Here is a 23510-nt window from a genome sequence, read left to right as displayed (position 1 = left end):
TGCCGGTGGGTCTGGTGTCCCTACAGCGGCAATGGCCTCCTCGTCAGATCTGCGGTCGTCCGGCGTGGGTGCGGCCGTCGACTGCACCAGACCCTATCGGGTCCGGCGCTGTTCGCCCGGACGGACTCAGATGCCGACCTTGATGCGCGAGAAGCGCTTCAGGGTGACACCGGCCTCGTCCAGGACCTTCTGGACGGACTTCTTGGCGTCCAGCGCGTACGGCTGGCCGAGAAGCGTGGCCTCCTTGAAGAAGCCGTTGACGCGACCCTCGACGATCTTCGGGAGGGCGGCTTCGGGCTTGCCCTCGGCGCGCGTGGTCTCCTCGGCGACGCGGCGCTCGGCCTCGACGACCTCGGCCGGGACGTCCTCACGGGAGAGGTACTTCGGGGCGAAGGCGGCGATGTGCTGGGCGATGCCCTTGGCCAGGTCGGCGTCGGCCTTGTCCAGCTCGACCAGGACACCGATCTGCGGGGGCAGGTCGGGCATGGTGCGGTGCATGTACACGGAGACGAAGTCGCCGGTGAACTGCGCGAAGCGGTCCAGAACGATCTTCTCGCCGAGGTTGGCGTTGGCCTCGTCCACGTACGCCTGGACGGTCTTGCCGGGCTCGATCTCGGAGGCGAGGAGCGCGGCGATGTCGGCCGGGGAGGTGGCGGCGACGTGCGCGGCCAGCGCGTTGGCGACGGCCTGGAACTTGTCACCCTTGGCGACGAAGTCCGTCTCGCACTTCAGCTCCAGCAGGACGCCGGACGTCTTGTCCTCGGAGATGAGGGAGACGACGGCACCGTTCTCGGCGGAGCGGCCCTCGCGCTTGGCGACGCCCTTCTGGCCCTTGATACGGAGCGCCTCGACGGCCTTGTCGACGCTGCCGTCGGCCTCGTCGAGCGCCTTCTTGCAGTCCATCATGCCGGCGCCGGTGAGCTCGCGGAGCTTCTTGACGTCAGCGGCGGTGTAGTTCGCCATGAGTCTGTATGTCTCTCTCGAAGTCTGAAAGATCTACGGGTGAACGGCGGGGGCCGCGCTTGTGGCGCCGGCCCCCGCCGTCAGCAGCCGTGACGGGTGTCAGGCCTGCTCGGCGTCCGCGTCGGCGGCCGGAGCCTCGACAGCGGCCTCGGCCTCGGCGACGGCCTCGGCCGGCTTCTCGGCGTCGGCGACCTTCTCGGTCTCGGCGGAGGACTGGACCTCGGCGGCAGCCGCGGTCTCGTCCTTCTTGTCGCCCTCGAGCAGGTCGCGCTCCCACTCGGCCAGCGGCTCGCCGACGGCCTTCTCGCCCGGCTTCGAGTCACCGGTGGCGGCACCGGAGCGGGCGATGAGGCCCTCGGCGACGGCGTCGGCGATCACGCGGGTGAGCAGGGTGACGGAGCGGATCGCGTCGTCGTTGCCCGGGATCTTGTAGTCGACCTCGTCGGGGTCGCAGTTGGTGTCGAGGATCGCGACGACCGGGATGTGGAGCTTGCGCGCCTCACCGACGGCGATGTGCTCCTTCTTGGTGTCGACGATCCAGACGGCGCTGGGCACCTTCTGCATCTCGCGGATACCACCGAGGGTCTTCTCCAGCTTGGCCTTCTCACGCGAGAGGACCAGGAGCTCCTTCTTGGTGAGGCCGGAGGCGGCCACGTCCTCGAAGTCGATGAGCTCGAGCTCCTTCAGACGCTGAAGGCGCTTGTAGACGGTGGAGAAGTTGGTGAGCATGCCACCGAGCCAACGCTGGTTGACGTACGGCATGCCGACGCGCGTCGCCTGCTCGGCGATGGCCTCCTGGGCCTGCTTCTTCGTACCCACGAACATGATGGAGCCGCCGTGGGCGACGGTCTCCTTGACGAACTCGTAGGCGCGGTCGATGTACGACAGCGACTGGAGCAGGTCGATGATGTAGATGCCGTTGCGCTCGGTGAAGATGAAGCGCTTCATCTTCGGGTTCCAGCGACGGGTCTGGTGACCGAAGTGGACGCCGCTTTCCAGCAGCTCCCGCATCGTGACGACGGCCATGGCCGTACTCCTTGAGGTGCTCGGTTATCGCGACCGCAGGTTTGCGTTCGCGCCTGACGCCCCGACGCGCCGTGCCACAAGGGACCGAGGAGCGCGGCCACCATCTCGAAAGAGGGAGGTGGCGGGGCGTGCGAAGTCGACCCGGTGACCCGGATCGCCGTAAGAAGTGTACGGGACCCGCCGGGTGCCGGGTGACGGCGATATCCACAACCGACGAGTAGTCCACAGGCGCGGACCAAGATCCCCGGAATCCGGACCTCCGGGGGAGCGTTGATCCATGCGATTCCTGCTCTCACCTCGCCCTGTACCAGGCCCGCGCCGGTACCGGGTGCCGATGTTCCTGCTGGCCGTGGCCCTGCTGGCGGCGGCCCTGCCGGTGGCATCGGCCGGTGCCCGGTTCCTGCCCGCCGCCCGGACCGGGGAGGCGCCGCCGCCGACGGAGCCGGATGCGGAGGCGGAGGCGCCCCCGCCGACGGCCGGGCCGGACGCGGGCGCGAATACGGGCGCGGGTACGGATGCGGGTGCGGGTGCAGGCCGCCCGACGTTCGCGGAGCTGGACGGGGGGCCGGTCTGGCCGCTGGCCGGCAGGCCCGCGGTGTTACGGGGGTGGGAGCCGCCCGTCACCCCGTACGGGCCCGGCCACCGCGGCGTGGACCTGGCCGCCCGGCCGGGTGAGGCGGTGGTGGCCGCCGCCACCGGCAGGGTCTCGTTCACGGGGCGGGTGGCCGGGCGCGGGGTGCTGGTCATCGAACTCGCCGGGAGCGGGGCGCCCCCGCTGCGCACGACGTACGAGCCGGTGTGGGCGCTGGTGGCCAAGGGCGACGAGGTCGTCGCGGGGCAGCCGGTCGGGGTGCTGGAGGCAGGGCCGTTCCACTGCTCCGGGGGCTGTCTGCACTGGGGGCTGCGGCGGGGCGACACCTACCTCGACCCGCTCTCGCTGCTGCCGCCCGCACTCCTGCGGCGCGGGCCGTCACGGCTGCTGCCGGTCTTCGGGGTGCCGGAACCGCAAGAGGGTCCGGCGCCGGAAGAGGCGGCGCCGGCGGACCCTGGTGGAGCGCCGGCGGCCGCAGCGCTCAGCCGCGTACGCCGCGCAGGATCATCGCGACAGCGGTGTCCGCGATGACGCCGGGCTGCTCCGCCACGCTCAGCTCGATACGGCGCACGGCGGCGTCCACCGATCCCTGCAACAGCATCGCGGCGAGCCTCGGCTGCGTGTGGCCGAGGTCGCCCAGTGCTTCGACGATCATGGCGATCAGGCCGCCGTGCGCGGCCCGGATCTTCTCCCGGGCACCGGCGTCGAGCTCACTCGCGGAGATCGCGACGACCGCCCGGTGGCGGCGGTCCCCGACGAGGTCGAGCTGTCGGCGCACATACGCCTCGATCTTCGCCTCGGGGGTCTCGGCGCGCTCCATCGCGTTCTCGACCTCGGCCGCCCAGACCGGGAAGTCGACGGCGCAGAGCTCCTCGACGACGGCGGCACGGGAGCGGAAGTACTCGTACACGGAGGACCGGGCGAGGCCCGTGCGCTCGGCGAGTGCGGGGAAGGTCAGCGCCTCCGTACCGCCCTCGGACAGCAGGGAGCGCGCGGCGTCCAGGAGGGCGCCGCGCTGCATGGTCCGGTGCTCGGCCACGGAGGCCGCTCGAATCCTGGGCACGTATCCACTCTACGGCGGCGGCTGCCGGAGGGAAGGGCAGAGCGTCGGTCCGGCTGGCCGGAGGGAAGGGATCAACCTCGGCCCAGATGGCCGGAAGGGGACTTTCAGCGTCCGGCGTCGGCCAGTTTGGCCCGGAGCTGGAGCACGGATTTGGTGTGGATCTGGCTGACCCGGCTCTCGGTGACGCCGAGGACGTTGCCGATCTCCGCGAGGGTGAGGCCCTCGTAGTAGTAGAGGGTCACCACCGTCTTCTCCCGGTCGGGGAGCGTGTTGATGGCACGTGCGAGCAACCGTCTGAGCTCGCGGTCCTCGGCGACCTCCACCGGATTGTCGGCGGCGGTGTCCTCCAGGGTGTCCATCAGGCTCAGCCGGTCGCCGCCCTCGCCGCCGACGTGCAGCAACTCCTCCAGGGCGACCACGTTGGCCAGGGACAACTGGCTGAAAACCGCGTGCAGTTCCTCCAGGGCGATGCCCATCTCCGAGGCGACCTCGGACTCGGACGGGGTACGCCGCAACTGCGCCTCCAGCGTGGCGTAGGCGCGCTCCACGTTCCGCGCCTTCTGCCGCACCGAGCGGGGGATCCAGTCGAGCGCCCGCAGTTCGTCGATCATCGCGCCGCGGATCCGGGTGATCGCGTACGTCTCGAACTTGATGGCCCGCTCGATGTCGAACTTCTCGATGGCGTCGATCAGTCCGAAAACCCCGGAGGAGACGAAGTCCGCCTGCTCTACGTTGGACGGCAGCCCCACACTCACCCGGCCCGCGACGTACTTGACGAGCGGCGAGTAGTGCAGGATCAGCTGCTCCCGCAGCCGCTCGTCACCGGTGGTCTTGTACGAACGCCACAGTTCGTCGAGCGAGGAGGGGGCGGGAGGGCGCACAGTGCCACGCGCAACCGGTGGTACTGCCGCGCGGTCAGACCCGGAGGTGTGCTGGGGCATGTGGTGCCTTGAGCCGTTCTGCCGTGAAGTGCTGGGGGACTTCTGTCTGGGGCGGAATCCTTGTGAGCGTAGCGTGACTGCGGCGTCGCAGTCCGCACAGGAGCGGAGATCCGGGCTGCGTGATTGCGCTCTGCCGTTCACGCCGCCCGCACCTGCCGGGAGTCGGGGCCGTCGCCTTGGGCGAGGGCCCCGGGCAGGTCACCGATCGATCGTGCGAGGTCATTGGCCTTACCTTTTCACCCGAATGCTCCAGGTCAAGAACCGCCTCGCCGCGCGTCGCCGTCGCGGGGTGACGGGTGCGTCAACCGCCAGCCGTCGCCCTCGCGTTCGACGAACCCCAGTGAGTGCAGCTCGTACAGTCGCGCGAGCGTTTCGTCGGCGGACGTCCCGGCGGCGCGAGCGAGGTCACGGGGGCTGACCGGGCCGTGGTACGGGAGGGCGTCGAGGACCCTCGCCGCCACCAGGTCCAGCCGGTCCCGGGGCAGCACCGGGCCGCGCCGTTCCGGTGCGAGGTCACCGATCCCCCCGATCATCTCGGCGACTTCGGACGCGTCGGTGACCAGCACCCCCTCGCCGCGGAGCAGTTCGTGGACACCGGCCGACAGTCCGCTGGTGGCGGGTCCCGGCACCCCCATCACGAACCGGCCGAGCCGCTGGGCCTGACGGGCGGTGACGAGGGAGCCGCTGCGGTACTCGGCCTCCACCACGACCGTTCCCCTGGTCAGGGCGGCGATCACGCGGTTGCGCAGGACGAACCTGCTGCGGGTGGGATGCGAGCCCGGCGGCAACTCCGCCACCACCAGGCCCTGTTGGGCCACCCGCCCGATCAACTCCGCGTGGCCTCGCGGATAGGGGACGTCGACACCGCAGGCCAGCACCGCCGCCGTCGCGCCGCCCACGGCCAGGACCCCGCGGTGCGCCGCCCCGTCCACGCCGAAGGCGGCACCCGACACCACCACCCAGCCGCGCTCCGCGAGCCCGGCGCCGAGGGCGCCCGCCATGTGCGCCCCGTACGGCGTGCAGGCCCGCGCACCGACCACCGCCACCGAGCGCAGGGCCCACAGCCGCAGGTCCGGCCGACCCCGCACCCAGAGCCCGACGGGCCGAGCGTCCCCCAGGTCGTCGAGCTGGCTCGGCCACTCCCGGTCCCCCGGGCAGACGAGGCGCCCGCCCAGGGCGGCCACCGCCGCCAGGTCCCGCGCCGGCTCGGCCGCCGCAGCCCGGAGCCGGTAGCCCTCCAGCCGTACGGCGGTCATCCCCGGCAGCCTCTCCGCGGAGCCGTCCGCGACGCGGAGCGCCCGTAGCAGCTCCACGGCCCCAACCTGCCGCAGCCAGGCCCCCGCACGCTCGTCCCCCGGCTCCAGCACCCGCGTCAACGCGGCCCGCGCCAGCCGCTCGGGCTCCGGGCCCAGCGCCGGGCCCCGCTCCAGCCCCTCGGCCGCCGGCCCCAGGGGCAACATCTGCGCGTCGACCCCGCTCATAGCGCCCCCATCTCCATCGGCGCCCCGCGCTGGATGCCGGTCCGCAGCTCCAGGGCGACCGCGATGTCACGGTCCTCCGGCCGGGGAGCGCCCCTGAGGTCGGCCACCGTCCAGGCCACCCTCAGCACCCGGTCCAGCCCCCGGGCCGTGAGGAGCCCGCGCTCCAGGTCCCGCTCCGCCGCGGCCAGCGCGCCGGGGGCCGTCAGCAGCCGGGTCCGCAGCTCATGGCCGGACACCTCACTGTTGGTCGTCCACGGCGTCCCGGCCAGCCGCTCCGCCGCCCGCGCCCTGGCCTCCCGCACCCGCGCGGCGACCACGGCCGTCGACTCGCCCCGCCCGCCCTGCTCCAGCAGATCCGCCCGGTCGACCGGCTCCACCTCGACCCGCAGGTCCACCCGGTCCAGGAGGGGGCCGGACAACCGTGCCTGGTAGCGGCGGACCACCGAGGGCGGGCACTCGCAGCCCGCGCCGGTGAGGGAGTGCCGGCCGCAAGGGCACGGGTTGGCGGCCAGCACCATCAGGAACCGGGCGGGCAGCCGCACCACCCCCGCCGCCCGCGCCACCACCACATGGCCCGACTCCAGCGGCTGGCGCAGCGCGTCCAGCGCCTTTCCGGAGAATTCGGGTGCTTCGTCCAGGAAAAGTACGCCGCGATGAGCCAGCGAGACCGCGCCCGGCCTCGGCATCCCGTTGCCCCCGCCCACCAGCGACTGCATGGTCGCCGAGTGGTGCGGGGCGCAGTACGGCGCCCGGGCGACGAGCGGTTCACCCGGGGGGAGGATGCCCGCCACGGAGTGGACCGCCGTCACTTCGAGGGATTCCTGCCGGGTCAGCGGCGGCAGGACCGCCGACAACCGCTCGGCCAGCATGGTCTTGCCCGCACCTGGCGGGCCCGAGAACAGCAAGTGGTGTCCCCCGGCCGCCGCCACCTCCAGGGCCTTGCGGGGCCGCGGCTGTCCCGCCACGTCCGCCAGGTCCGGGGTGTGCCCCTCACCGCGCGAGGAGGCCGGGGCAAGCCCGGCGCCGAGGCCCGTGCCCGGGACCATGAGCCCCGCGAGCAGGGCGTCCGGGCGCCCCCGGTCGTCGACGGGCTCGTCGGGGACCGGTTCGTCGCAGAGGATCGCGATGAGCTGGCGCAGGCTCCGGACGCCGAGGACCGAGACGCCCGGCACCAGGGCCGCCTCCCCGGCCGTCTGCTCGGGGACCACGACCTGCTGGTACCCGGCCTCGGCCGCCGCGAGGACGGCCGGGAGCACCCCCCGTACCGGACGGACCCGGCCGTCCAGCCCCAGCTCGCCGATCATCACGACATCGGCGATGGCGGCGGGGTCCAGCCGTTCCGCCGCGCCGAGCACCGCACACGCCACGGCGAGATCGAAACCCGAACCGCTCTTCGGGACCGAGGCCGGGGAGAGGCCCACCGTGAGCTTCTTCTGCGGCCACTCCGCCCCGGAATTGACCACCGCCGCCCGCACCCGGTCCCGGCTCTCGATCAGGCTCTTGTCCGGCAGCCCGACCAGCGTGAACGCCGCCACCCCGGGCTCCAGGTCCGCCTGGACCTCCACCACCACGCCTTCGACGCCGACCAGCGCCACGGAACACGCCCGCGCGTACCCCATCAGGACACCCCCCGCGCGTGCTCGGTGACCGGGGCGCCGCGCCGGGGCACGATCACCCCGATCAGATCGATCCGGACCCCGCCGGGCGGCGGTCCGCCGTGCCGCTCCAGCCAGATCTCGGCGAGCCGGCGCAGCCGGTCCGCCTTGACCGGGGTGACCGCGGCCATCGGATGTTCGAACCCGTTCGGCCTGCGGGTCTTCACCTCGCAGAAGACCAGTGCGTCGCCGTCCCTGGCGACGATGTCGACCTCTCCGGCGCGACAGCGCCAGTTGCGCTCGATCACGGCCATTCCGGCGTCGGTCAGCAGCCGTGCCGCCAGATCCTCGCCGTACCGCCCGAGTGCCCCCCGTGCGTTCATCTCTCCACCACCTCCGGCACCGACTCTGACCCGGCCGGACAGAAGTTGTGGATCTTGGTGGACAACCCTCCCGATGTGGAAAACCCGGCCACCCATACGGGTGACCGGGTCTGTACCGCATCTCGCACGAGTCGGCGGCCCCGTGCCCTGAGGACCGCGCGGGGTCAGCCTCCCGGAAGTTCCAGATCGCTCTTGTTGAGCTCTTCGATGTTGACGTCCTTGAAGGTCAGCACGCGGACCTGCTTGACGAACCTCGCGGGCCGGTACATGTCCCAGACCCAGGCGTCCGCCATGGACACCTCGAAGAAAACCTCACCCTGGACGGAGTGCACCTGCATCTCGTAGTCGTTGGTGAGGTAGAAGCGCCGTTCGGTCTCGATCACATATTTGAACAGACCGACGACATCGCGGTACTCCCGGTAGAGCTTCAGCTCCATCTCGGTCTCGTACTTCTCGAGGTCCTCGGCGCTCATGGCATGTTTCCCCTTCAGCCGTGCGTCCCCCCATTGTGCGTCAGCCTCCGGCGCCCCTGGACGATCAGGCGGTTTCGGCGGCGAGGACCAACGGCACAGGCGGGGGACCCTCGTCGAGGAGCGTGCGCAGCAGCTCGGCGAGTCTGGTCGGGTACACCGTCTCACGCGCCGCGAGAAGTTCGGCGGAAGTCCACCACCTCAGACCGGAGACGCTGCGCAATTCGAGCTCGGTGAGGCCCTGGGGGTCTGTGGCGGTCTGTGTCGTGCGGGCGAGGAAGTACCACTCGTCCTGGTCCCAGCGCCGCCCGTCGAACGGGAAGGAGCAGATCCGCTTCCAGAGCACCGGGCCCAGCTCGACGTCGGTGATCCCGGTCTCCTCGGCCAGCTCGCGGCGGGCCGCCTCCCCATGGGTCTCCTCGCCCTCCAGGCCGCCGCCGGGCGTGAACCACCAGTCGTTCCCGGGGTCGCCCGGCTCATGGCCGTGGAGCAGGAGGATGCGGTCGTCGGGGTCGAGGAGGACCACCCGGGCGACCCTGCGTACGGCGCCGGTCACCCGGCGGCCCGGCGGCGGGCGGAGCGGGCGGCGACGGGTCCGTACGCCGCTCCTCCGAGGATGAGGACCACGCCCACCAGCACCGCCCCCACCTGGAACGGGAGCGGGCCGTCGGCGGAGACCCCGCCCGGCAGCGCGGCGAACGCCTCGGGGCGGCCGATCATGCCGTTCATCGGCCAGGCCACCGCGTCGACCCGGGCCTGGACGGCGCTCAGGGGTACGGAGCCCTGCCCGGCGTCCTCCAGATGGACCCGGGAGTCCAGGGAGGTGGACCGCTCGTCCCCGAGGAGGAAGATCTGGCCCTTCGGCACCTTGGCGGAGAAGTCCTGCGGCGAGGCGGGCGCCCGCTTCCCCGCTGCGGCCGCGCCGCGGTCGATGTAGGGCTCCTCGACGGGGGTGCCGCCGACGGTGAGCCGCCCCTCCTCGTCGCAGCAGGCGACCGTGTCCCCGCCGACGCCGACCACGCGCTTCACCATCGGGGTGTCGCCCCAGACGCTGTCGCGGAAGACCACCACGTCACCGCGGCGGACGTCGCCGCCGTCTATCCGCTCCGCGAGCACCCGGTCCCCGGCGTTCACCGTGGGGGACATGGAGGCGGTGGGGACGGCGTACGGCTTGTACACCACGGCTGCCCAGAGGAACCCCCCGAGGAAGAGCACACAGCCGACGGCCACGGCCAGACCCGACACCATGGTGCCGGCCCGGCCGCGGCCGTCATCGTCGCGTTGCGTACCACTCATCCCAGCGCTCCCCCATCGGAGATCGACTATCGCTGATCCGAGTCGGCACCCTACCCGGCGGTACGCCCGGCAGTCAGCCTCCTGCGGCGCCACAACACGAGGGGCAGTGCTCCGGCCACCCCCAGTGCGGCCGGGGCCAGCGCGGCGGCAGCGTTCAGCCCGGGCTGGTCGAACGTGCTGGGAATGGGCAGGGTCGCCCAGCGGCCCACCGGCCAGGCGACGACGATGGCGCGGCCGACGACCTCGTCGTTGGAGACGGTGCCCTGGCCGGGGAGCTCCTGGTGGTAGCGGGAGTCCAGGGAGTTCTGCCGGTGGTCGCCCATGACGAAGATCCGGCCCTCCCCGACCTTGATCGGGCCGAAGGGCTTGTCGTTGCACGGGGTGTTCCCCGGGAAGATGAACGACTTCTCGTCGAGCGCCTTGCCGTTGACCGTGACCGGCCCGTTCTCCTTGCACTCCACGGTGTCGCCGCCGATCGCGATGACCCGCTTGATCAGGTCCTTCTCCTCGGCGGAGGGCATCAGACCGATGAAGCTGAGGAACTTCTGCGCCACGTTGGGCTCCGGGGCCGCGGCGCCCTCCAGCCAGCCGCCCGGATCGTGGAAGACCACGACCTCGCCGCGCTCCGGCTCGGCGCCGAACCAGGGGGTGAGCTTGTCGACCAGCACCCGGTCGCCCCGCTGCAAGGTGTTCTGCATCGAGTCCGAGGGGATCGAGAACGCCTGGATCAGGAAGGTCTTGATCAACAGCGCCAGGATCAGGGCGATACCGACGAGCAGCGGCAGCTCCATCCAGAAGGAGCGCTGCTTCCGGGGAGGCCTGCCGCCGCCCGGAGTGCCGTCGTCGTCGCCCGGTGTACCGCCGTCACCGCCCGGCGGCACCGCCGCCCCGCCTTCGGGAGACTCGTCGCGCCCCGGCCGGTCCTCGGGTTCGTCGTGTCCGGATCGTGCGCCGACCGCCAAATCCCCCACATCCACTCCTCAATACGTGCCACTGCCCGCGCCCGATCCGGTGCAGGCCCACCACTCCCATAACGAGCGGGAGTTCCGCAGGGGTCGGGAGCCGGACCATTCCGTCCCGATCCGGAGTGGCAACCCTATGCGACGGCCCCACGACCGCCGCCTCCGAGCCGCTCGCCCGCGCCACCGCGGCGAAGGTCTCGCGCTCCTCCAGAGTGGTCCAGTTGGAGAAGGGCCAGGCGATCACGACGGCCCGCCCCACCACCTCCTCCTCGGAGACGGTGCCCTTGCCGGGCTCGTCGAGGTGGAAGCGGGAGTCGGCGGAGTTGGACCGGTGGTCGCCCATCATGAAGAGGCGGCCCGCCGGAACCTCCACCTCGAACCGCACGGTCGAGGGCCGGTCGTCCGGGTGCAGGTAGGGCTCGTTCAGCGGTACGCCGTTGACGGTGACGCGGCCGTCCGTGCCGCAGCACTTCACGGTATCGCCGCCGACGGCCACCACCCGCTTGATCAGGTCCTGCTCGTCGTCGGAGGGCAGCAGGCCGATGAACTTGAGCGCCTCGGTGGCCTGCTTGACGCCGATGGGCGGATCCTCCTTGCCCGCGGCGTTCTCCTGCTGGAGCCAGCCGCCGGGGTCTTTGAAGACGACGACGTCCCCGCGCTGCGGCTTCGACCCGAAGTTCGGCGTCAGCTTGTCCACCAGGACGCGGTCGCCGATCTTGATGGTCTGCTCCATCGAGCCGGACGGGATCACGAACGCCTGGACGAGGAAGGTCTTCAGGACGAGCGCGATCAGCAGCGCCAGCAAGATGAGGACCGGTATCTCCTTCACCGCGGATCTGCGCCGCTTGCGCCGGACCTTTTTGGCGAGCCTGCGGCGCTCGGCCCGGGTCGGCAGCGAGCGGGGCGTGGTGGGCCGGCTCCCGGTCGGCAGCGACGCGTCGGGGGCTGGGGCGCCGCGGGGGCGCCCGCGGTTACCCATGCGCCCTGCCGGGTGCCCGTACGCCGTCGAAGGCGCCGGTTCCCTCCAGTCCGCCGATCCGGGCGGGCGGCCAGCCCAGCCAGTCCACCCGGCCGATCACGCGCTCGACGGGGACCATCCCGCCCCCGGGCGACCCCAGGTGGTCGCGGGAGTCGCTGGAGCGGCTGCGGTGGTCACCCAGCACCCAGAGCGTGCCCTGCGGGACGACGATGTCGAACGGGGCCTCGGAGGCGGTGTCCCCGGGATGGAGGTACGTCTCGTCCACCGGCACCCCGTTCACCCGGAGCCTGCCCCGCGCGTCGCAGCAGACGACCCGGTCACCGCCCACGCCCACCACCCGCTTCACGAAGTCGGTGTCCGGGGGTTCGGCCAGGCCCAGGGAGGCCGCCGCCCAGCGCGCCGGCGCGGCCAGCGGGTTCGCGTCCAGGTCCTCCCGTACGAAGGAGCCCGTCCCGTCGAAGACCACGACGTCCCCGCGCCGGGGCTCGGCGCCGGACCGGTACGCCAGCTTGTTGACGAGCACCCGGTCCCCGACCCGCAGAGTGGGCTCCATGGAGCCGCTGGGGATCAGGAAGGGCTGGACCACGAAGGCGCTGAACAGCAGCAGCGCGGCCGTGCCCGCCACCCCCGCGACGAGGATGCGCCGCCGCCAGGGCCGTACGGCGGTGAGGGCGCCCCGGACACGCGAGAAGCGCGACCCCTCCTCGGACCCGGCACGGGGTTCCGAGGAGCGATCGCGCTCCGAGTGCTCTGCTTGCGTGTCCATCGCGGCCGAATCCTATCCGGCCGCGCTGTGGACGCCAGGGGGTGCCTGACCGGTCACGCCGGGGAGGTGACCCCCGAAGCAGTTCAGTTGTCGCGCTTCTCCTTGATCTTCGCGGCCTTGCCGCGGAGCTCACGGAGGAAGTACAGCTTGGCGCGACGGACGTCACCGCGGCTGACGAGCTCGATCTTCTCGAAGATCGGGCTGTGCACGGGGAAGGTGCGCTCGACGCCGACGCTGAAGGAGACCTTGCGGACCGTGAAGGTCTCGCTGACGCCCGAGCCCTGACGGCGGATGACGATGCCCTTGAACTGCTGGATACGGGAGCGGTTGCCCTCGATCACTCGCACGTGGACGTTGACGGTGTCACCGGGGCGGAACGCCGGGACGTCCGACCGGAGGGTGGCGGCGTTGACGCCATCGAGCAGGGAAGACATGAGTTCTGCTTTCTTCGCCGATGCCACAGGTCATCGACGGGATGTCGAGAGGAGTGAAGGAGTGCTGATCGCGTCGGGCGGGCGTCTTTCCCCCTGTGGCAGGGGCGCACACCGGACGTACAGCAGCGGCCTATTCTTCCACGGCCGGGGGCCTGCGCCAAAATCGGCCGCCGGGCTCCGGCGCGAAGCCGAGGATGGAGAGGATCTCGCGGTCCTTCTTGTCGAAGGCGCCCGCCTCGCACCGCTCGATCAGATCGGGCCGGTTGAGGGCGGTCCGGGCGAACGCCTGGTCCCGCCGCCAGCGCGCGATCTTCCCGTGGTGGCCGCTGAGCAGGACGTCCGGGATCCCTCGACCGCGCCACTCCGGCGGCTTGGTGTAGACGGGCCCCTCCAGGAGGTCGGCCATGGCGCCGGGGGCGAAGGAGTCGTCCCGGTGCGATTCGGCGTTGCCGAGGACGCCGGGCAGCAGCCGGGCCACGGCCTCCGTGATCACCAGGACGGCCGCCTCCCCGCCGGCCAGCACGTAGTCGCCGATGGAGACCTCGACGACCGGGATGCGGGTGGCGTACTCGTCGATCACCCGGCGGTCGATGCCCTCGTACCGCGCCGGGGTGAAGACCAGCCACGGCCTGGCGGACAGCTCCACGGCCAGTTCCTGGGTGAAGGGGCGGCCGCTGGGCGTGGGCACGACGAGGACCGGGGTGTGCGCGCCGGACTCGTACCCGTCGGCCAGCGTCTGGTCCAGCGCGTCGCCCCAGGGCTCGGTCTTCATGACCATGCCGGGGCCGCCGCCGTAGGGGGTGTCGTCGACCGTGTTGTGCCGGTCGTACGTCCACTCCCGCAGGTCGTGGACCTGGACGTCCAGCACCCCGCGGGCGCGGGCCTTGCCGACCAGGGAGACGTTCAGCGGGTCGAGGTACTCGGGGAAGATCGTGATGACGTCGAGCCGCATCAGGCGTCGCCCTTCGGCGCCTCGTCGGCCCCGGAAGCCTCATTCTCATCACGGGAGGAGGCCACCACGGCCTCGCTCTCGTCGATCAGGCCGGGCGGCGGGGTGATGACCGCGCGCTGCTCCGCCAGGTCGATCTCGGTGACGATCTCCTCCACGAAGGGGATCATCACCTCGCTGCCGTCGGGGCGTTCCACGATGAAGAGGTCCTGCGAGGGCAGGTGGGAGATCTCGGTGATCCGGCCGATCTCGGTGCCGTCGGCGAGCACGACGTCCAGGTCGATGAGCTGGTGGTCGTAGAACTCGTCCTCGTCCTCCGGGAGCTCCTCCGGGTCCACGTCGGCGATCAGCAGGGTGTTGCGCAGGGCCTCGGCGCCGGTGCGGTCACGTACGCCCTCGAAGCGCAGCAGCAGCCTGCCGCTGTGCACCCGTCCCGACTCGATGGTGAGCGGTCCGGTGGCCGCCGGGTCGGTGGCCAGGACGGCACCGGGCCCGAGCCGCAGCTCCGGCTCGTCCGTTCGTACCTCGACGGTGACCTCGCCCTTGATGCCATGGGCGCGGCCGATCCGCGCAACTACCAACTGCACGCTGTTCTCCGATTGATGGGGTGGGGACCTGGGGACCCGGGGGCCGGCCGGACGCGGGAGAGCCCGGGGTGGCCGACGACAAAGGCCGGGGACGGCCCGAAGGCCCTCCCCGGCCCTGGCCGGTGTTCAACTGCGGTCAGCGGACCTGGTCCACATCGACGAGGTCGACACGGATCCCACGACCGCCGATGGCGCCCACGACGGTCCGCAGAGCGCGGGCGGTACGGCCGTTACGGCCGATCACCTTGCCGAGGTCGTCGGGGTGGACCCGGACCTCCAGCACGCGCCCGCGGCGCAGGGTGCGCTCGGCAACCTGCACGTCGTCGGGGTTGTCGACGATGCCCTTCACGAGGTGCTCGAGAGCCTCCTCGAGCATGCTCAGGCCTCGGTCGACTCGGTGGACGCGGCAGCGTCAGCCGCCTCGTCCGCCTTCTTGTCGGCCTTCTTGGCCTTGGGGGTGATGGCCTCACCCTTGGCCTCGTCGCCGTCCGAGGACAGCGCCTCGAACAGGGCGCGCTTGTCAGCCTTGGGCTCCGGCTGCAGGAGCGGCGCGGGGGCCGGGAGGCCCTTGTGGGCCTGCCAGTCACCGGTGAGCTTCAGGATCGCGAGGACCGGCTCGGTCGGCTGGGCGCCGACGGACAGCCAGTACTGCGCGCGCTCTGCGTTGACCTCGATGCGCGAGGGGTTCTGCACCGGGTGGTACAGGCCGATCTCCTCGATGGCCCGGCCGTCACGGCGGGTACGGGAGTCGGCGACGACGATGCGGTAGTGAGGCGAACGGATCTTGCCCAGACGCTTCAGCTTGATCTTGACTGCCACGGAAGTGGTGTCTCCTGGTCTCTGACGTGGTTGGGCACAACTAGATGCCACGTGGGGTTGCGGTACTCGTAAGTGCCCGATGGACGCGTCAGCCGGAGGAGAGAGGGGTCCTATGCGACTGTCGAGTACAGCTAGCCATTGTGCCACACCACTTCACCTCACCCCACCGCGACCGCCGCTTCCGGGATCTGGAACGGCTTGCCGCAGCCACCGCAGACGATCGGGGCCTGGGCCAGGACCGAGGGGACGACGCGGACGTTGCGTCCGCAGTCGCAGACGGCCTTGACCCGGACACCGCCTCCGGAGGAACCGTGCCGGGCGGCAGGGCCCCGGAAGGAGCGCTTGGTGTCGGCGGCGGTGGCGACCGTGTGCGCCTTGAGGGCGCGCTGCAGCCGTTCGGTGGTCGGGCGGTACCGGCGTTTGGCCTCCGGATTCAGCGTGACCAGCGAGAATCCGCTGCTGGGGTGGGGCTCCTCGGCATGGTCGAGGCCCAGCTCCTCGGCGATCGCGAGGAAGCGTCGGTTGTGGTAGCGGCCGGCGCGGGAAGTGTCACGGACTCCTCTCGCGGCAGCGATGCCGTGGACTGCCTCGTGGAGCAGTCGCTCGAAGGAGAGCTCGGCGCCACAGGCGGACGAGGACTCTCCGATCAGGGACTCGGGCGCGGCTAGATCGGGCAGCTCGGGGTGGTACCGCTGAATGTCGGCCCACGCCTGTGCCAGCTCTGCGGCAAGTACAGGTGGTGTCGTGCTCACGTCGTGACAACGAGTCCGAGTGCCCCGGTGTTCCTATTCCGGGGCATCCCAAATAATTTGCACGTACCAGTCAGTTGCTCGTGATGTGACCTGGATGCGTCCGGAGGCGGGCGGGTGCGCCGAACTGCGGAGAAGACGCACAGCTCGCACCAAGGTGGTGCACAGCGCGCGGTGCGCCCGGCGCACGGGATGTGCGGTGCACCGGCGCCCGGTGCCACTTACGGGCCCGCCGGAGAGGGTACCCGGCGGACCGCTCGACGTGCCCGGTGCCCGGTGTCGGGTAAGACTGATCCGGAGAGGCGCACGACCGGGGCACGCAAACAGTGCCCCATGCCCCCTGGACGGAACGGCCGATGCGCAGTTCCCTGGCATACGGGGGGTGCGGACATACGCATGCGGGGGGCCGTCCACTCGGGCAAGATCGACCTCTTGGCGGATTGGGGCGCTTTCCATGACACCGACGCTCGTCCGGAACCTCCGGGACGCGGATCCCTCCGCGTCGGCGGACTCCGGTACCCGTGCCCGCGACTGGGCCGAGATCCAGGAACGCATGCTGGCACCGCTCTACGAGGCGGTGTACGACCGGCTCGAAGTCGGACCCGCCACCCGGATGCTGTCGCTCGGCTGTGGCTCCGGGCTCGCCTTGCTCGTCGCGGCGGCCCGGGGGGCGCAGGTGACGGGTGTGGACTCCGACCGCGAGCGCCTGGCGCTGGCGCGTGCGCGGCTGCTACCCGACGAAGGCACAGAGGGTGCGGAGGGCGCGGAAGGTGCGCCCGCGCGCCGGGCCCGGCTGCACGACGAGGGGCTCCCGGCGGGCGCCGGCGCGGACGGGGCACCGTACGACCTGATCACCGTGTTCGAGCCGATCGGCTGTGCGGCCGGTGACTCCGAGGGGCTGGTGCCGGCTCTGGAGTCGGCGCTGCCGCTGGCGGCCCGGGGCGCGACGGTGGTGCTGACCGGCTGGGGCCCGCCGGAGCGGTGTGCCACGGCGCCGGTGCTGCGGGTCGCGGCCCGGCTGACGGAGTCCGCGCGTCCGCCGCGGCCCGGCGGGTGGCGGCCGACGCTCCGGGACGATCTGGAGGACGTGGCCGCGCGGTCGGGGCTGAAGCCGGACGGTTCGGGGCGGGTCTCCTGCCCGTTCGGGTACGCGGATCCGGCCAGCGCGGTGCGCGGGCTGCTGTCGACCGGGCTCTTCGACGCCGCCGTACGGGCCACCGACCGCTCCCAGGTGGAGAAGGAGGTCGCGGAGGCGCTGCATCCCTACCGGCGGCCGGACGGCACGGTGTGGATGCCGAACGTCTTCCGTTACCTGGTGTGCACGACGTGAGCGTTCGCGTGTCCTGGAACGTTTCCTGAAAGAAGCCGCTGCGAACGCGCGTAAGGGGCGCCCCTGAGAGAGGGCGCCCCTTACGCGCGTTTCAGGTAAGCCGATCAGCCCATGAACTTCTTGAACTCGTCCGGCAGCTCGAAGTTCTTGTCCTCCTGCGCCGGAACCCCGAACGCGCCGCCCTGGGCGGCCGCCTGCTCGCGGCGCTCCGCGGCGGCGGCCTCCTCGGCCTTGCGCTTCATCGGGTTGCCGCTCTTGCGCTTGCCCTTGGCCTGCTTGATCTGCTTCTTCTGGCGGCCGGGGCCGCCGCCCATGCCCGGCATCCCCGGCATCCCGGGCATGCCGCCGCCCTGGGCCATCTTCGACATCATCTTGCGGGCCTCGAAGAAGCGCTCCACCAGGCTCTTGACGGCGGAGACCTCGACGCCCGAACCCTTGGCGATACGGGCCCGGCGCGAGCCGTTGATGATCGTGGGCTCGGCGCGCTCCTTGGGCGTCATCGACTTGATGATCGCGGCGGTGCGGTCGATGTCGCGCTCGTCGATGTTGTTGATCTGGTCCTTGATCTGCCCCATGCCGGGCAGCATCCCGAGCAGCTTGGAGATGGAGCCCATCTTGCGGACCTGCTCCATCTGGGCCAGGAAGTCGTCGAGGGTGAAGTCCTTTCCACCCTTGCTCGACTGGAGCTTCGAGGCCATTTTGGCGGCCTCTTCCTGGCTGAACGTCTTCTCCGCCTGCTCGATCAGGGTGAGCAGGTCACCCATGTCGAGGATGCGGGAGGCCATCCGGTCCGGGTGGAAGGCGTCGAAGTCCTCCAGCTTCTCGCCGTTCGACGCGAACATGACCTGCTTGCCCGTGACATGGGCGATCGACAGGGCGGCGCCACCACGGGCGTCACCGTCGAGCTTGGAGAGGACCACGCCGTCGAAGCCGACGCCGTCGCGGAAGGCCTCGGCGGTGTTGACCGCGTCCTGACCGATCATCGCGTCGACGACGAAGAGGATCTCGTCGGGGCTGACGGCGTCGCGGATGTCCGCGGCCTGCCGCATCAGCTCCTGGTCGATACCGAGGCGTCCCGCGGTGTCGACGATGACGATGTCGTGGACCTTGGCCTTGGCGAACTCGATGGAGTCCTTGGCGACCTGGACCGGGTCGCCGACGCCGTTACCCGGCTCGGGGGCGTACACCGCGACGCCGGCGCGCTCGGCGACGACGCTGAGCTGGTTGACGGCGTTGGGGCGCTGGAGGTCGCAGGCGACGAGCAGCGGGGAGTGGCCCTGGCCCTTGAGCCAGAGGCCGAGCTTTCCGGCCAGCGTCGTCTTACCGGCACCCTGGAGACCGGCGAGCATGATCACGGTGGGGGCGGTCTTGGCGAACCGCAGGCGCCGGGTCTCGCCGCCGAGGATGGCGACGAGCTCCTCGTTGACGATCTTGACGACCTGCTGGGCGGGGTTCAGCGCCTGGGAGACCTCGGCGCCGCGCGCCCGCTCCTTCACGTTGGCGATGAAGGCCCGGACCACGGGCAGGGCGACGTCGGCTTCCAGCAGGGCGATACGGATCTCGCGTGCCGTGGCGTCGATGTCCGCCTCGGACAAGCGGCCCTTGCCCCTGAGGTTCTTGAAAGTCGCGCTAAGGCGGTCGGAGAGAGTATCGAACACGGCGCTCGTCGGTCCTCAGGGTCGGGGGCGGGGCAGGTCAATCGCCCTCCAGGGTATCCGGCCCCCGGAGAACACCAAGCCCTCGCCCGGATCTGGTGCCGAGCGAGGGCAGGACAAAAGCGTCGTACGCGTCAGCCGAGGGCCTTCTCGACCTCCCGGGCCACCTCGGCGGCCCGGATCTCCGGCAGCGGTTCGCCGCCGGTCCCGGTGACGTAGAAGGCGTCCACCGCGTTGGCGCCGAGGGTGGAGACATGGGCGCTCCGCACCCGTACCGCGCATCCCTCCAGGGCGTTGCCGATCCGGTGCAGCAGCCCCGGGGCGTCCTGGGCACGGACCTCGATGACGGTGGCGCGGCGGGAGCCGGCCGCCGCGACGGTGACGCGGGGCGGCGGGGCCTTCACGCCTCTGCGGCGCGGGTAGGCGGCCTCCCGCTCCGCGAGCCGGGCCCGGATGTCCAGGGAGCCGTCCAGGGCGCGTACGAGGTCGGCGCGGAGCCGGACGGCCTGCGGAAGGGCCCCGTACTCGGCCGCGACCCGCCAACTGAGCAGCAGCAGGTCCGCCCGCTCCCCCACCTCGTTGGGCAGCTCCACCGCGCGCAGGTCGGCGGCGCGCACGGTGAGGCGGTGCAGGGCGAGGACTCCGGCGGCGGCGGGCAGCACACCGGGCCGGTCGGGCAGGGCGATGAGCAGCTCGACGCCGACCGGTTCGACCTCCCCGTCCCCGGCGGGCTCCTCGGGGTGGGTGTGCAGGGTGAGGGCGGGTTCGCCGGTGCGCAGGGCCTCGATCGCGAGGCGTTCGTGCTCGGCGCTGGGCGCGGCCTCCTCCGGCTCCTCGGGGGCCTCCCCCGCGAGGACGGCGGCGACGCGTTTGACCAGGTCGGTGACGAGGGAGGCCCGCCAGGCGGACCAGGCGGCGGGCCCGGTGGCGAGCGCGTCGGCCTCTGTGAGGGCGTGCAGCAGCTCCAGGGTGGAGGCGGTGGAGACGGCCTCGGCGACCGACCGCACGGTGGCGGGGTCGTCCAGGTCGCGCCGGGTGGCGGTCTCCACGAGCAGCAGATGGTGGCGTACGAGGGTGGCGATGACGCCCACGTCGTGCTTGTCGAAGCCGATCCGGGCGGCCATGTCGCGGGCGATGACCTCGCCGGCCACCGAGTGGTCGCCGGGCCAGCCCTTGCCGATGTCGTGGAGGAGGGCGGCGACCAGGAGGAGGTCGGGGCGGTGGACGCGGCGGGTGAGGTTGGCGGCGCGGACGGCGGTCTCGACCAGGTGCCGGTCGACGGTCCAGGTGTGGACGGGGTTGCGCTGGGGGCGGCAGTGGACGCGTTCCCAGTCGGGCAGCAGCCGGGTGATGATCCCTTCCGCTTCGAGCGCCTCCCAGACGCCGACGGTGGACTCCCCCGCGCCGAGCAGGGTGACCAGCTCCTCACGGGCCTCGGGCGGCCACGGGACCGGCAGCGGCCGGACGGTGGTGGCGAGGTGGCGTACGAGGTGGCGGGAGAGCGGCAGTCCGGCCTCGGCGGCGGCCGCGGCGGCGCGCAGGGTGAGGACGGGGTCGCGGTCGGGGCGGGCGGCGCGGGCGAGGACCACCTCGCCGTCGGCCTCCACCACGCCGTCGGCGAGCGGGGCGCGCTCGGGGGCGGGTTTGGCTCCTCCGAGCGAGCCGCCGAGCATGGCCCGGAGCCGGGGGCGTACGGAGCGGGCGCGCAGCACCCTGTTGACCTCGCGCCAGGTGACGTCGGAGGCGTACGAGACCGTGCGCGCGGCCTCGTACACCTGGCGCAGCAGTGCGTCGGCGTCGAGCAGGCCGAGCGCCTCCGCGACCTGGTCCTGTTCCTGGAGGGCGAGGCGGTCGGTGGCGCGGCCGGTGGTGAGGTGGAGGGCGTCGCGGGCGTCCAGGAGGGTGCGGCGGGCCTGGTCGAGGCCTTCGCGGGGAGCGTCGGCGACCCAGGACGCGGCGACCGCGCGCAGGGCGGTGGCGTCGCGGAGGCCGCCGCGGGCCTCCTTGAGGTCGGGTTCCAGGAGGAACTGGAGCTCGCCCATCCGCTCCGCGCGCTCCTGGCAGAGCTCGTGGAGGGCGGGGAGGCGTTTGGGCGCCTGGTTGCGCCAGTCGGCGAGGATCGCGGTGCGCAGGGAGGCGACCAGGCCGAGGTCTCCGGCGATCGGCCGGGCGTCCAGCAGGCCGAGCTGGACCTTGAGGTCCTCACCGGCCGTCTTCCGGGCCTCGCCGGGGGTGCGTACGGAGTGGTCGAGGGCGAGGCCCAGGTCCCAGACCGGGTACCAGATGCCGTCCGCGAGGGCGGAGATGGCGGCCGCGTCGGCGGTGCCGTCGTGCAGGAGGAGCAGGTCGAGGTCGCTGCGCGGGGAGAGTTCGCCGCGGCCGTAGCCGCCGACGGCGACGAGGGCGGCGCCGCGGACCCCGGCGTGTTCGGCCGCCGACGTGAACAGGCCGGTGAGCCAGTCGTCGGTGAGGCGGGCGAGGGCCGTACGGCGCGGCGGCCCGGACCGCGCCTCCTGCTGGAGGAGGCGCAGCCGGGCCGCCGCATAGCCGCTGGGTCCCGAGTCTTCGCTTTCGGTGATCGCTTCGGTGCTCGTCACCCAGGTGCCTTCCGTTCGGTGGGGCCTCGGTCAGGGGCGCCCGTCCGCTGTGCGGGCCGTCCGCCGGGGGCGTCGGGCCGGGCGCCGGAGGAGGTCCGGCACCCGGCGGGAGCCTCGGTCAGAGGGCGTCCGGGCCGCGTTCGCCGGTCCGGACGCGGACGGCGGTGTCGACCGGGACACTCCAGACCTTCCCGTCACCGATCTTGCCGGTACGGGCGGCCTTGACGACGACCTCGATGAGCTGTTCGGCGTCCTCGTCCTCGACGAGGACCTCGATGCGGATCTTGGGGACGAGGTCGACGGTGTACTCGGCGCCCCGGTAGACCTCGGTGTGGCCGCGCTGACGCCCGTAACCGCTGGCCTCGGTGACGGTGAGCCCCTGGACGCCGAAGGCCTGGAGGGCCTCCTTGATCTCGTCCAGCCGGTGGGGCTTCACGACCGCGGTGATGAGCTTCATGCGTCCACCTTCTTTGCCTTCGGTGCTGCCGTCGTGTCGGGTGCGGTGGCGGTGGTGCGGGAGACCGTGCCGCCGCCGGCGCCGCTGAAGTCGTATGCGGTCTCGGCGTGCTCGACCTGGTCGATGCCGGAGATCTCGTCGTCCTCGGAGACCCGCATCCCGATGGTCTTGTGGAGCACCAGGGCGATGAGGCCGGAGACGAGCAGAGAGTACGCGAGGACCGCGACGACGCCGACGGCCTGCTTGCCGAGCTGGTCGACACCGCCGCCGTAGAAGAGGCCCTTGGCGTCGGACTGGACGCCGCCGGTGGCGAAGAAGCCGACCAGGATGGAGCCGATGATGCCGCCGACGAGGTGGACGCCGACGACGTCCAGGGAGTCGTCGTAGCCGAACTTGTACTTCAGGCCGACGGCCATGGCGCACAGGACACCGGCGATGAGGCCGACCGCGATGGCGCCGAGCGGGGAGACCGAACCACCCGCCGGGGTGATGGCGACCAGGCCCGAGACCGCGCCGGAGGCGGCGCCGAGGGTGGTGAAGGAGCCGTGGCGCAGCTTCTCGTAGGCGAGCCAACCGAGGACGGCGGCCGCGGTGGCGACCTGGGTGTTGAGGAACATGACCGCACCGACGCCGTCGTCGTTGCCGAGCCAGGATCCGGCGTTGAAGCCGAACCAGCCGAACCACAGGAGGGCCGCGCCGAGCATGACGAGCGGCAGGCTGTGCGGCCGCATCGGGTCCTTCTTGAAGCCGATGCGCTTGCCGATGACGAGGATCACGCCGAGGGCCGCGGCACCGGCGTTGATGTGGACCGCCGTACCGCCGGCGAAGTCGATGACGCCCATCTCGAAGAGCCAGCCGCCCGCGCCCCAGACCCAGTGGGCGACGGGGAAGTAGACGATGGTGACCCACAGGACGATGAACAGCGCCCACGCGGAGAACTTCACGCGGTCGGCGAGCGCACCGCTGATCAGGGCCGGGGTGAGGATGGCGAACATCAGCTGGAAGGCGGCGAAGACGTACACCGGGATGGTGTAGCCGTCCCAGAGTTCGGTGACGCCGATGTTGCTGAAGCCGACGTAGTCGGAGCTCCAGCCGATGACCGAGCCGACGTCGGAGCCGAAGGCGAGGCTGAATCCGTAGAGCACCCACAGGATCGTGACGATCCCGAGGCTGATGAAGCTCATCATCAGCATGTTCAGGGTGCTCTTGACGCGGACCATGCCTCCGTAGAAGAAGGCGAGGCCGGGGGTCATGAGCATCACCAGGGCCGAGCAGATGAGCATGAACCCGGTGTTGGCGGCAGACAGCTCAGGGGCGTCTGCGGCAAGCGTCGTGATGCCTGGGGGCATCGGCGTCTCCTCGTCGTCGGAGCGGCCGCGGCGTGCGGGGGAAAGCTGCGGGACCACTGGGCAAAGG

25 protein-coding genes are annotated in these 23510 nt (G+C 71.7%); 2 read left to right on the top strand and 23 right to left on the bottom strand.

All coding sequences use genetic code 11. The features are described from left to right. Window positions 1–126 precede the first annotated feature (126 nt). The gene (gene tsf, locus ACFWRT_RS15175; RefSeq protein ID WP_030569540.1) at window positions 127–963 is read right to left on the bottom strand and encodes a translation elongation factor Ts; all 837 of its coding nucleotides are present in this window, start codon (window positions 961–963) and stop codon (window positions 127–129) included. Between the two features lie 99 nt (window positions 964–1062). Next, complete coding sequence (rpsB, locus tag ACFWRT_RS15170) at window positions 1063–1989, bottom strand: 30S ribosomal protein S2 (RefSeq protein WP_380951874.1); 927 nt, start codon at window positions 1987–1989, stop codon at window positions 1063–1065. A 334-nt stretch (window positions 1990–2323) separates the two neighbouring features. Between rpsB and ACFWRT_RS15165 the strand changes: the two genes are divergently transcribed. Continuing rightward, window positions 2324–3112, top strand: coding sequence for a murein hydrolase activator EnvC family protein (locus tag ACFWRT_RS15165; protein WP_380951875.1), 789 nt, complete (start codon window positions 2324–2326; stop codon window positions 3110–3112). On the opposite strand, the gene ACFWRT_RS15160 is transcribed toward ACFWRT_RS15165, so the two are convergent. The 17 genes from ACFWRT_RS15160 to ACFWRT_RS15080 form a co-directional block, all read right to left on the bottom strand. Further along, entirely contained in the window at window positions 3063–3620 is a 558-nt protein-coding gene (locus ACFWRT_RS15160) for a TetR/AcrR family transcriptional regulator (protein WP_380951895.1), read from the bottom strand. The two genes, ACFWRT_RS15165 and ACFWRT_RS15160, sit on opposite strands and share 50 nt — an antisense overlap. A 128-nt stretch (window positions 3621–3748) precedes the next feature. Beyond that, entirely contained in the window at window positions 3749–4585 is an 837-nt protein-coding gene (whiG, locus tag ACFWRT_RS15155; RefSeq protein WP_026241016.1) for an RNA polymerase sigma factor WhiG, read from the bottom strand. Between the two features lie 254 nt (window positions 4586–4839). Beyond that, window positions 4840–5952 carry a DNA-processing protein DprA gene (dprA, locus tag ACFWRT_RS15150; RefSeq protein WP_380951896.1) on the bottom strand — a complete coding sequence of 371 codons (1113 nt, stop codon included), beginning with the start codon at window positions 5950–5952 and terminating at the stop codon, window positions 4840–4842. A 110-nt stretch (window positions 5953–6062) separates the two neighbouring features. Then, complete coding sequence (locus ACFWRT_RS15145; RefSeq protein WP_380951876.1) at window positions 6063–7685, bottom strand: YifB family Mg chelatase-like AAA ATPase; 1623 nt, start codon at window positions 7683–7685, stop codon at window positions 6063–6065. Continuing rightward, the gene (locus ACFWRT_RS15140) at window positions 7685–8044 is read right to left on the bottom strand and encodes a YraN family protein (protein ID WP_380951877.1); all 360 of its coding nucleotides are present in this window, start codon (window positions 8042–8044) and stop codon (window positions 7685–7687) included. Before ACFWRT_RS15140 ends, ACFWRT_RS15145 begins: the two co-directional genes overlap by 1 nt. Window positions 8045–8208: 164 nt before the next feature. Beyond that, window positions 8209–8517 carry a DUF2469 domain-containing protein gene (locus ACFWRT_RS15135; RefSeq protein ID WP_003965949.1) on the bottom strand — a complete coding sequence of 103 codons (309 nt, stop codon included), beginning with the start codon at window positions 8515–8517 and terminating at the stop codon, window positions 8209–8211. A 64-nt stretch (window positions 8518–8581) separates the two neighbouring features. Beyond that, window positions 8582–9070, bottom strand: coding sequence for an NUDIX hydrolase (locus ACFWRT_RS15130; protein WP_380951879.1), 489 nt, complete (start codon window positions 9068–9070; stop codon window positions 8582–8584). Further along, on the bottom strand, window positions 9067–9810 hold the full coding sequence (lepB, locus tag ACFWRT_RS15125) for a signal peptidase I (RefSeq protein ID WP_380951880.1): 744 nt from the start codon (window positions 9808–9810) through the stop codon (window positions 9067–9069). Before lepB (ACFWRT_RS15125) ends, ACFWRT_RS15130 begins: the two co-directional genes overlap by 4 nt. 50 nt (window positions 9811–9860) lie before the next feature. Next, window positions 9861–10772: a signal peptidase I gene (gene lepB, locus ACFWRT_RS15120; RefSeq protein ID WP_380951897.1), complete on the bottom strand. Its 912-nt coding sequence runs from the start codon at window positions 10770–10772 to the stop codon at window positions 9861–9863. Beyond that, the gene (gene lepB / locus ACFWRT_RS15115; RefSeq protein ID WP_380951881.1) at window positions 10675–11751 is read right to left on the bottom strand and encodes a signal peptidase I; all 1077 of its coding nucleotides are present in this window, start codon (window positions 11749–11751) and stop codon (window positions 10675–10677) included. The genes lepB (ACFWRT_RS15120) and lepB (ACFWRT_RS15115) overlap by 98 nt, the downstream gene beginning before the upstream one ends. Further along, window positions 11744–12517: a signal peptidase I gene (gene lepB, locus ACFWRT_RS15110; RefSeq protein ID WP_380951882.1), complete on the bottom strand. Its 774-nt coding sequence runs from the start codon at window positions 12515–12517 to the stop codon at window positions 11744–11746. The genes lepB (ACFWRT_RS15115) and lepB (ACFWRT_RS15110) overlap by 8 nt, the downstream gene beginning before the upstream one ends. A gap of 83 nt (window positions 12518–12600) precedes the next feature. Continuing rightward, on the bottom strand, window positions 12601–12951 hold the full coding sequence (gene rplS / locus ACFWRT_RS15105) for a 50S ribosomal protein L19 (RefSeq protein WP_019763533.1): 351 nt from the start codon (window positions 12949–12951) through the stop codon (window positions 12601–12603). 130 nt (window positions 12952–13081) lie between these two features. Then, window positions 13082–13903, bottom strand: a complete 822-nt coding sequence (trmD, locus tag ACFWRT_RS15100) for a tRNA (guanosine(37)-N1)-methyltransferase TrmD (RefSeq protein ID WP_380951884.1) — start codon at window positions 13901–13903, stop codon at window positions 13082–13084. Next, window positions 13903–14487, bottom strand: coding sequence for a ribosome maturation factor RimM (gene rimM, locus ACFWRT_RS15095; RefSeq protein WP_380951885.1), 585 nt, complete (start codon window positions 14485–14487; stop codon window positions 13903–13905). Before rimM ends, trmD begins: the two co-directional genes overlap by 1 nt. Before the next feature lie 136 nt (window positions 14488–14623). Further along, the gene (locus ACFWRT_RS15090) at window positions 14624–14863 is read right to left on the bottom strand and encodes an RNA-binding protein (RefSeq protein ID WP_003965959.1); all 240 of its coding nucleotides are present in this window, start codon (window positions 14861–14863) and stop codon (window positions 14624–14626) included. A 2-nt stretch (window positions 14864–14865) separates the two neighbouring features. Beyond that, window positions 14866–15306 carry a 30S ribosomal protein S16 gene (gene rpsP, locus ACFWRT_RS15085; protein ID WP_030569580.1) on the bottom strand — a complete coding sequence of 147 codons (441 nt, stop codon included), beginning with the start codon at window positions 15304–15306 and terminating at the stop codon, window positions 14866–14868. Window positions 15307–15464: 158 nt separating this feature from the next. Further along, window positions 15465–16058 (bottom strand): hypothetical protein, encoded by a 594-nt coding sequence (locus ACFWRT_RS15080; protein WP_018509633.1) that lies wholly within the window; start codon window positions 16056–16058, stop codon window positions 15465–15467. A gap of 451 nt (window positions 16059–16509) precedes the next feature. On the opposite strand from ACFWRT_RS15080, the gene ACFWRT_RS15075 reads away from it, so the two are divergent. Beyond that, a complete protein-coding gene (locus ACFWRT_RS15075; RefSeq protein ID WP_380951886.1) occupies window positions 16510–17385 on the top strand; it encodes a methyltransferase domain-containing protein in 876 nt (291 codons plus the stop codon). Between the two features lie 104 nt (window positions 17386–17489). On the opposite strand, the gene ffh is transcribed toward ACFWRT_RS15075, so the two are convergent. The 4 genes from ffh to ACFWRT_RS15055 all read right to left on the bottom strand — a co-directional run bounded on the left by ffh (window position 17490) and on the right by ACFWRT_RS15055 (window position 23443). Continuing rightward, on the bottom strand, window positions 17490–19043 hold the full coding sequence (ffh, locus tag ACFWRT_RS15070; RefSeq protein WP_380951887.1) for a signal recognition particle protein: 1554 nt from the start codon (window positions 19041–19043) through the stop codon (window positions 17490–17492). Between the two features lie 131 nt (window positions 19044–19174). Next, on the bottom strand, window positions 19175–21637 hold the full coding sequence (locus tag ACFWRT_RS15065; RefSeq protein ID WP_380951888.1) for a [protein-PII] uridylyltransferase: 2463 nt from the start codon (window positions 21635–21637) through the stop codon (window positions 19175–19177). A 118-nt stretch (window positions 21638–21755) separates the two neighbouring features. Then, window positions 21756–22094 carry a P-II family nitrogen regulator gene (locus ACFWRT_RS15060; protein ID WP_006127894.1) on the bottom strand — a complete coding sequence of 113 codons (339 nt, stop codon included), beginning with the start codon at window positions 22092–22094 and terminating at the stop codon, window positions 21756–21758. Next, window positions 22091–23443, bottom strand: a complete 1353-nt coding sequence (locus ACFWRT_RS15055; RefSeq protein ID WP_380951889.1) for an ammonium transporter — start codon at window positions 23441–23443, stop codon at window positions 22091–22093. Before ACFWRT_RS15055 ends, ACFWRT_RS15060 begins: the two co-directional genes overlap by 4 nt. Window positions 23444–23510 lie beyond the last annotated feature (67 nt).

The sequence above is a fragment of the Streptomyces cyaneofuscatus genome, from assembly GCF_042718795.1.
GTDB classification, from domain to species: Bacteria; Actinomycetota; Actinomycetes; order Streptomycetales; family Streptomycetaceae; genus Streptomyces; species Streptomyces cyaneofuscatus_A.
The sequence above is the reverse complement of the archived record's forward strand: the minus strand, read 5'-3'. Positions and strand labels throughout refer to the sequence as shown.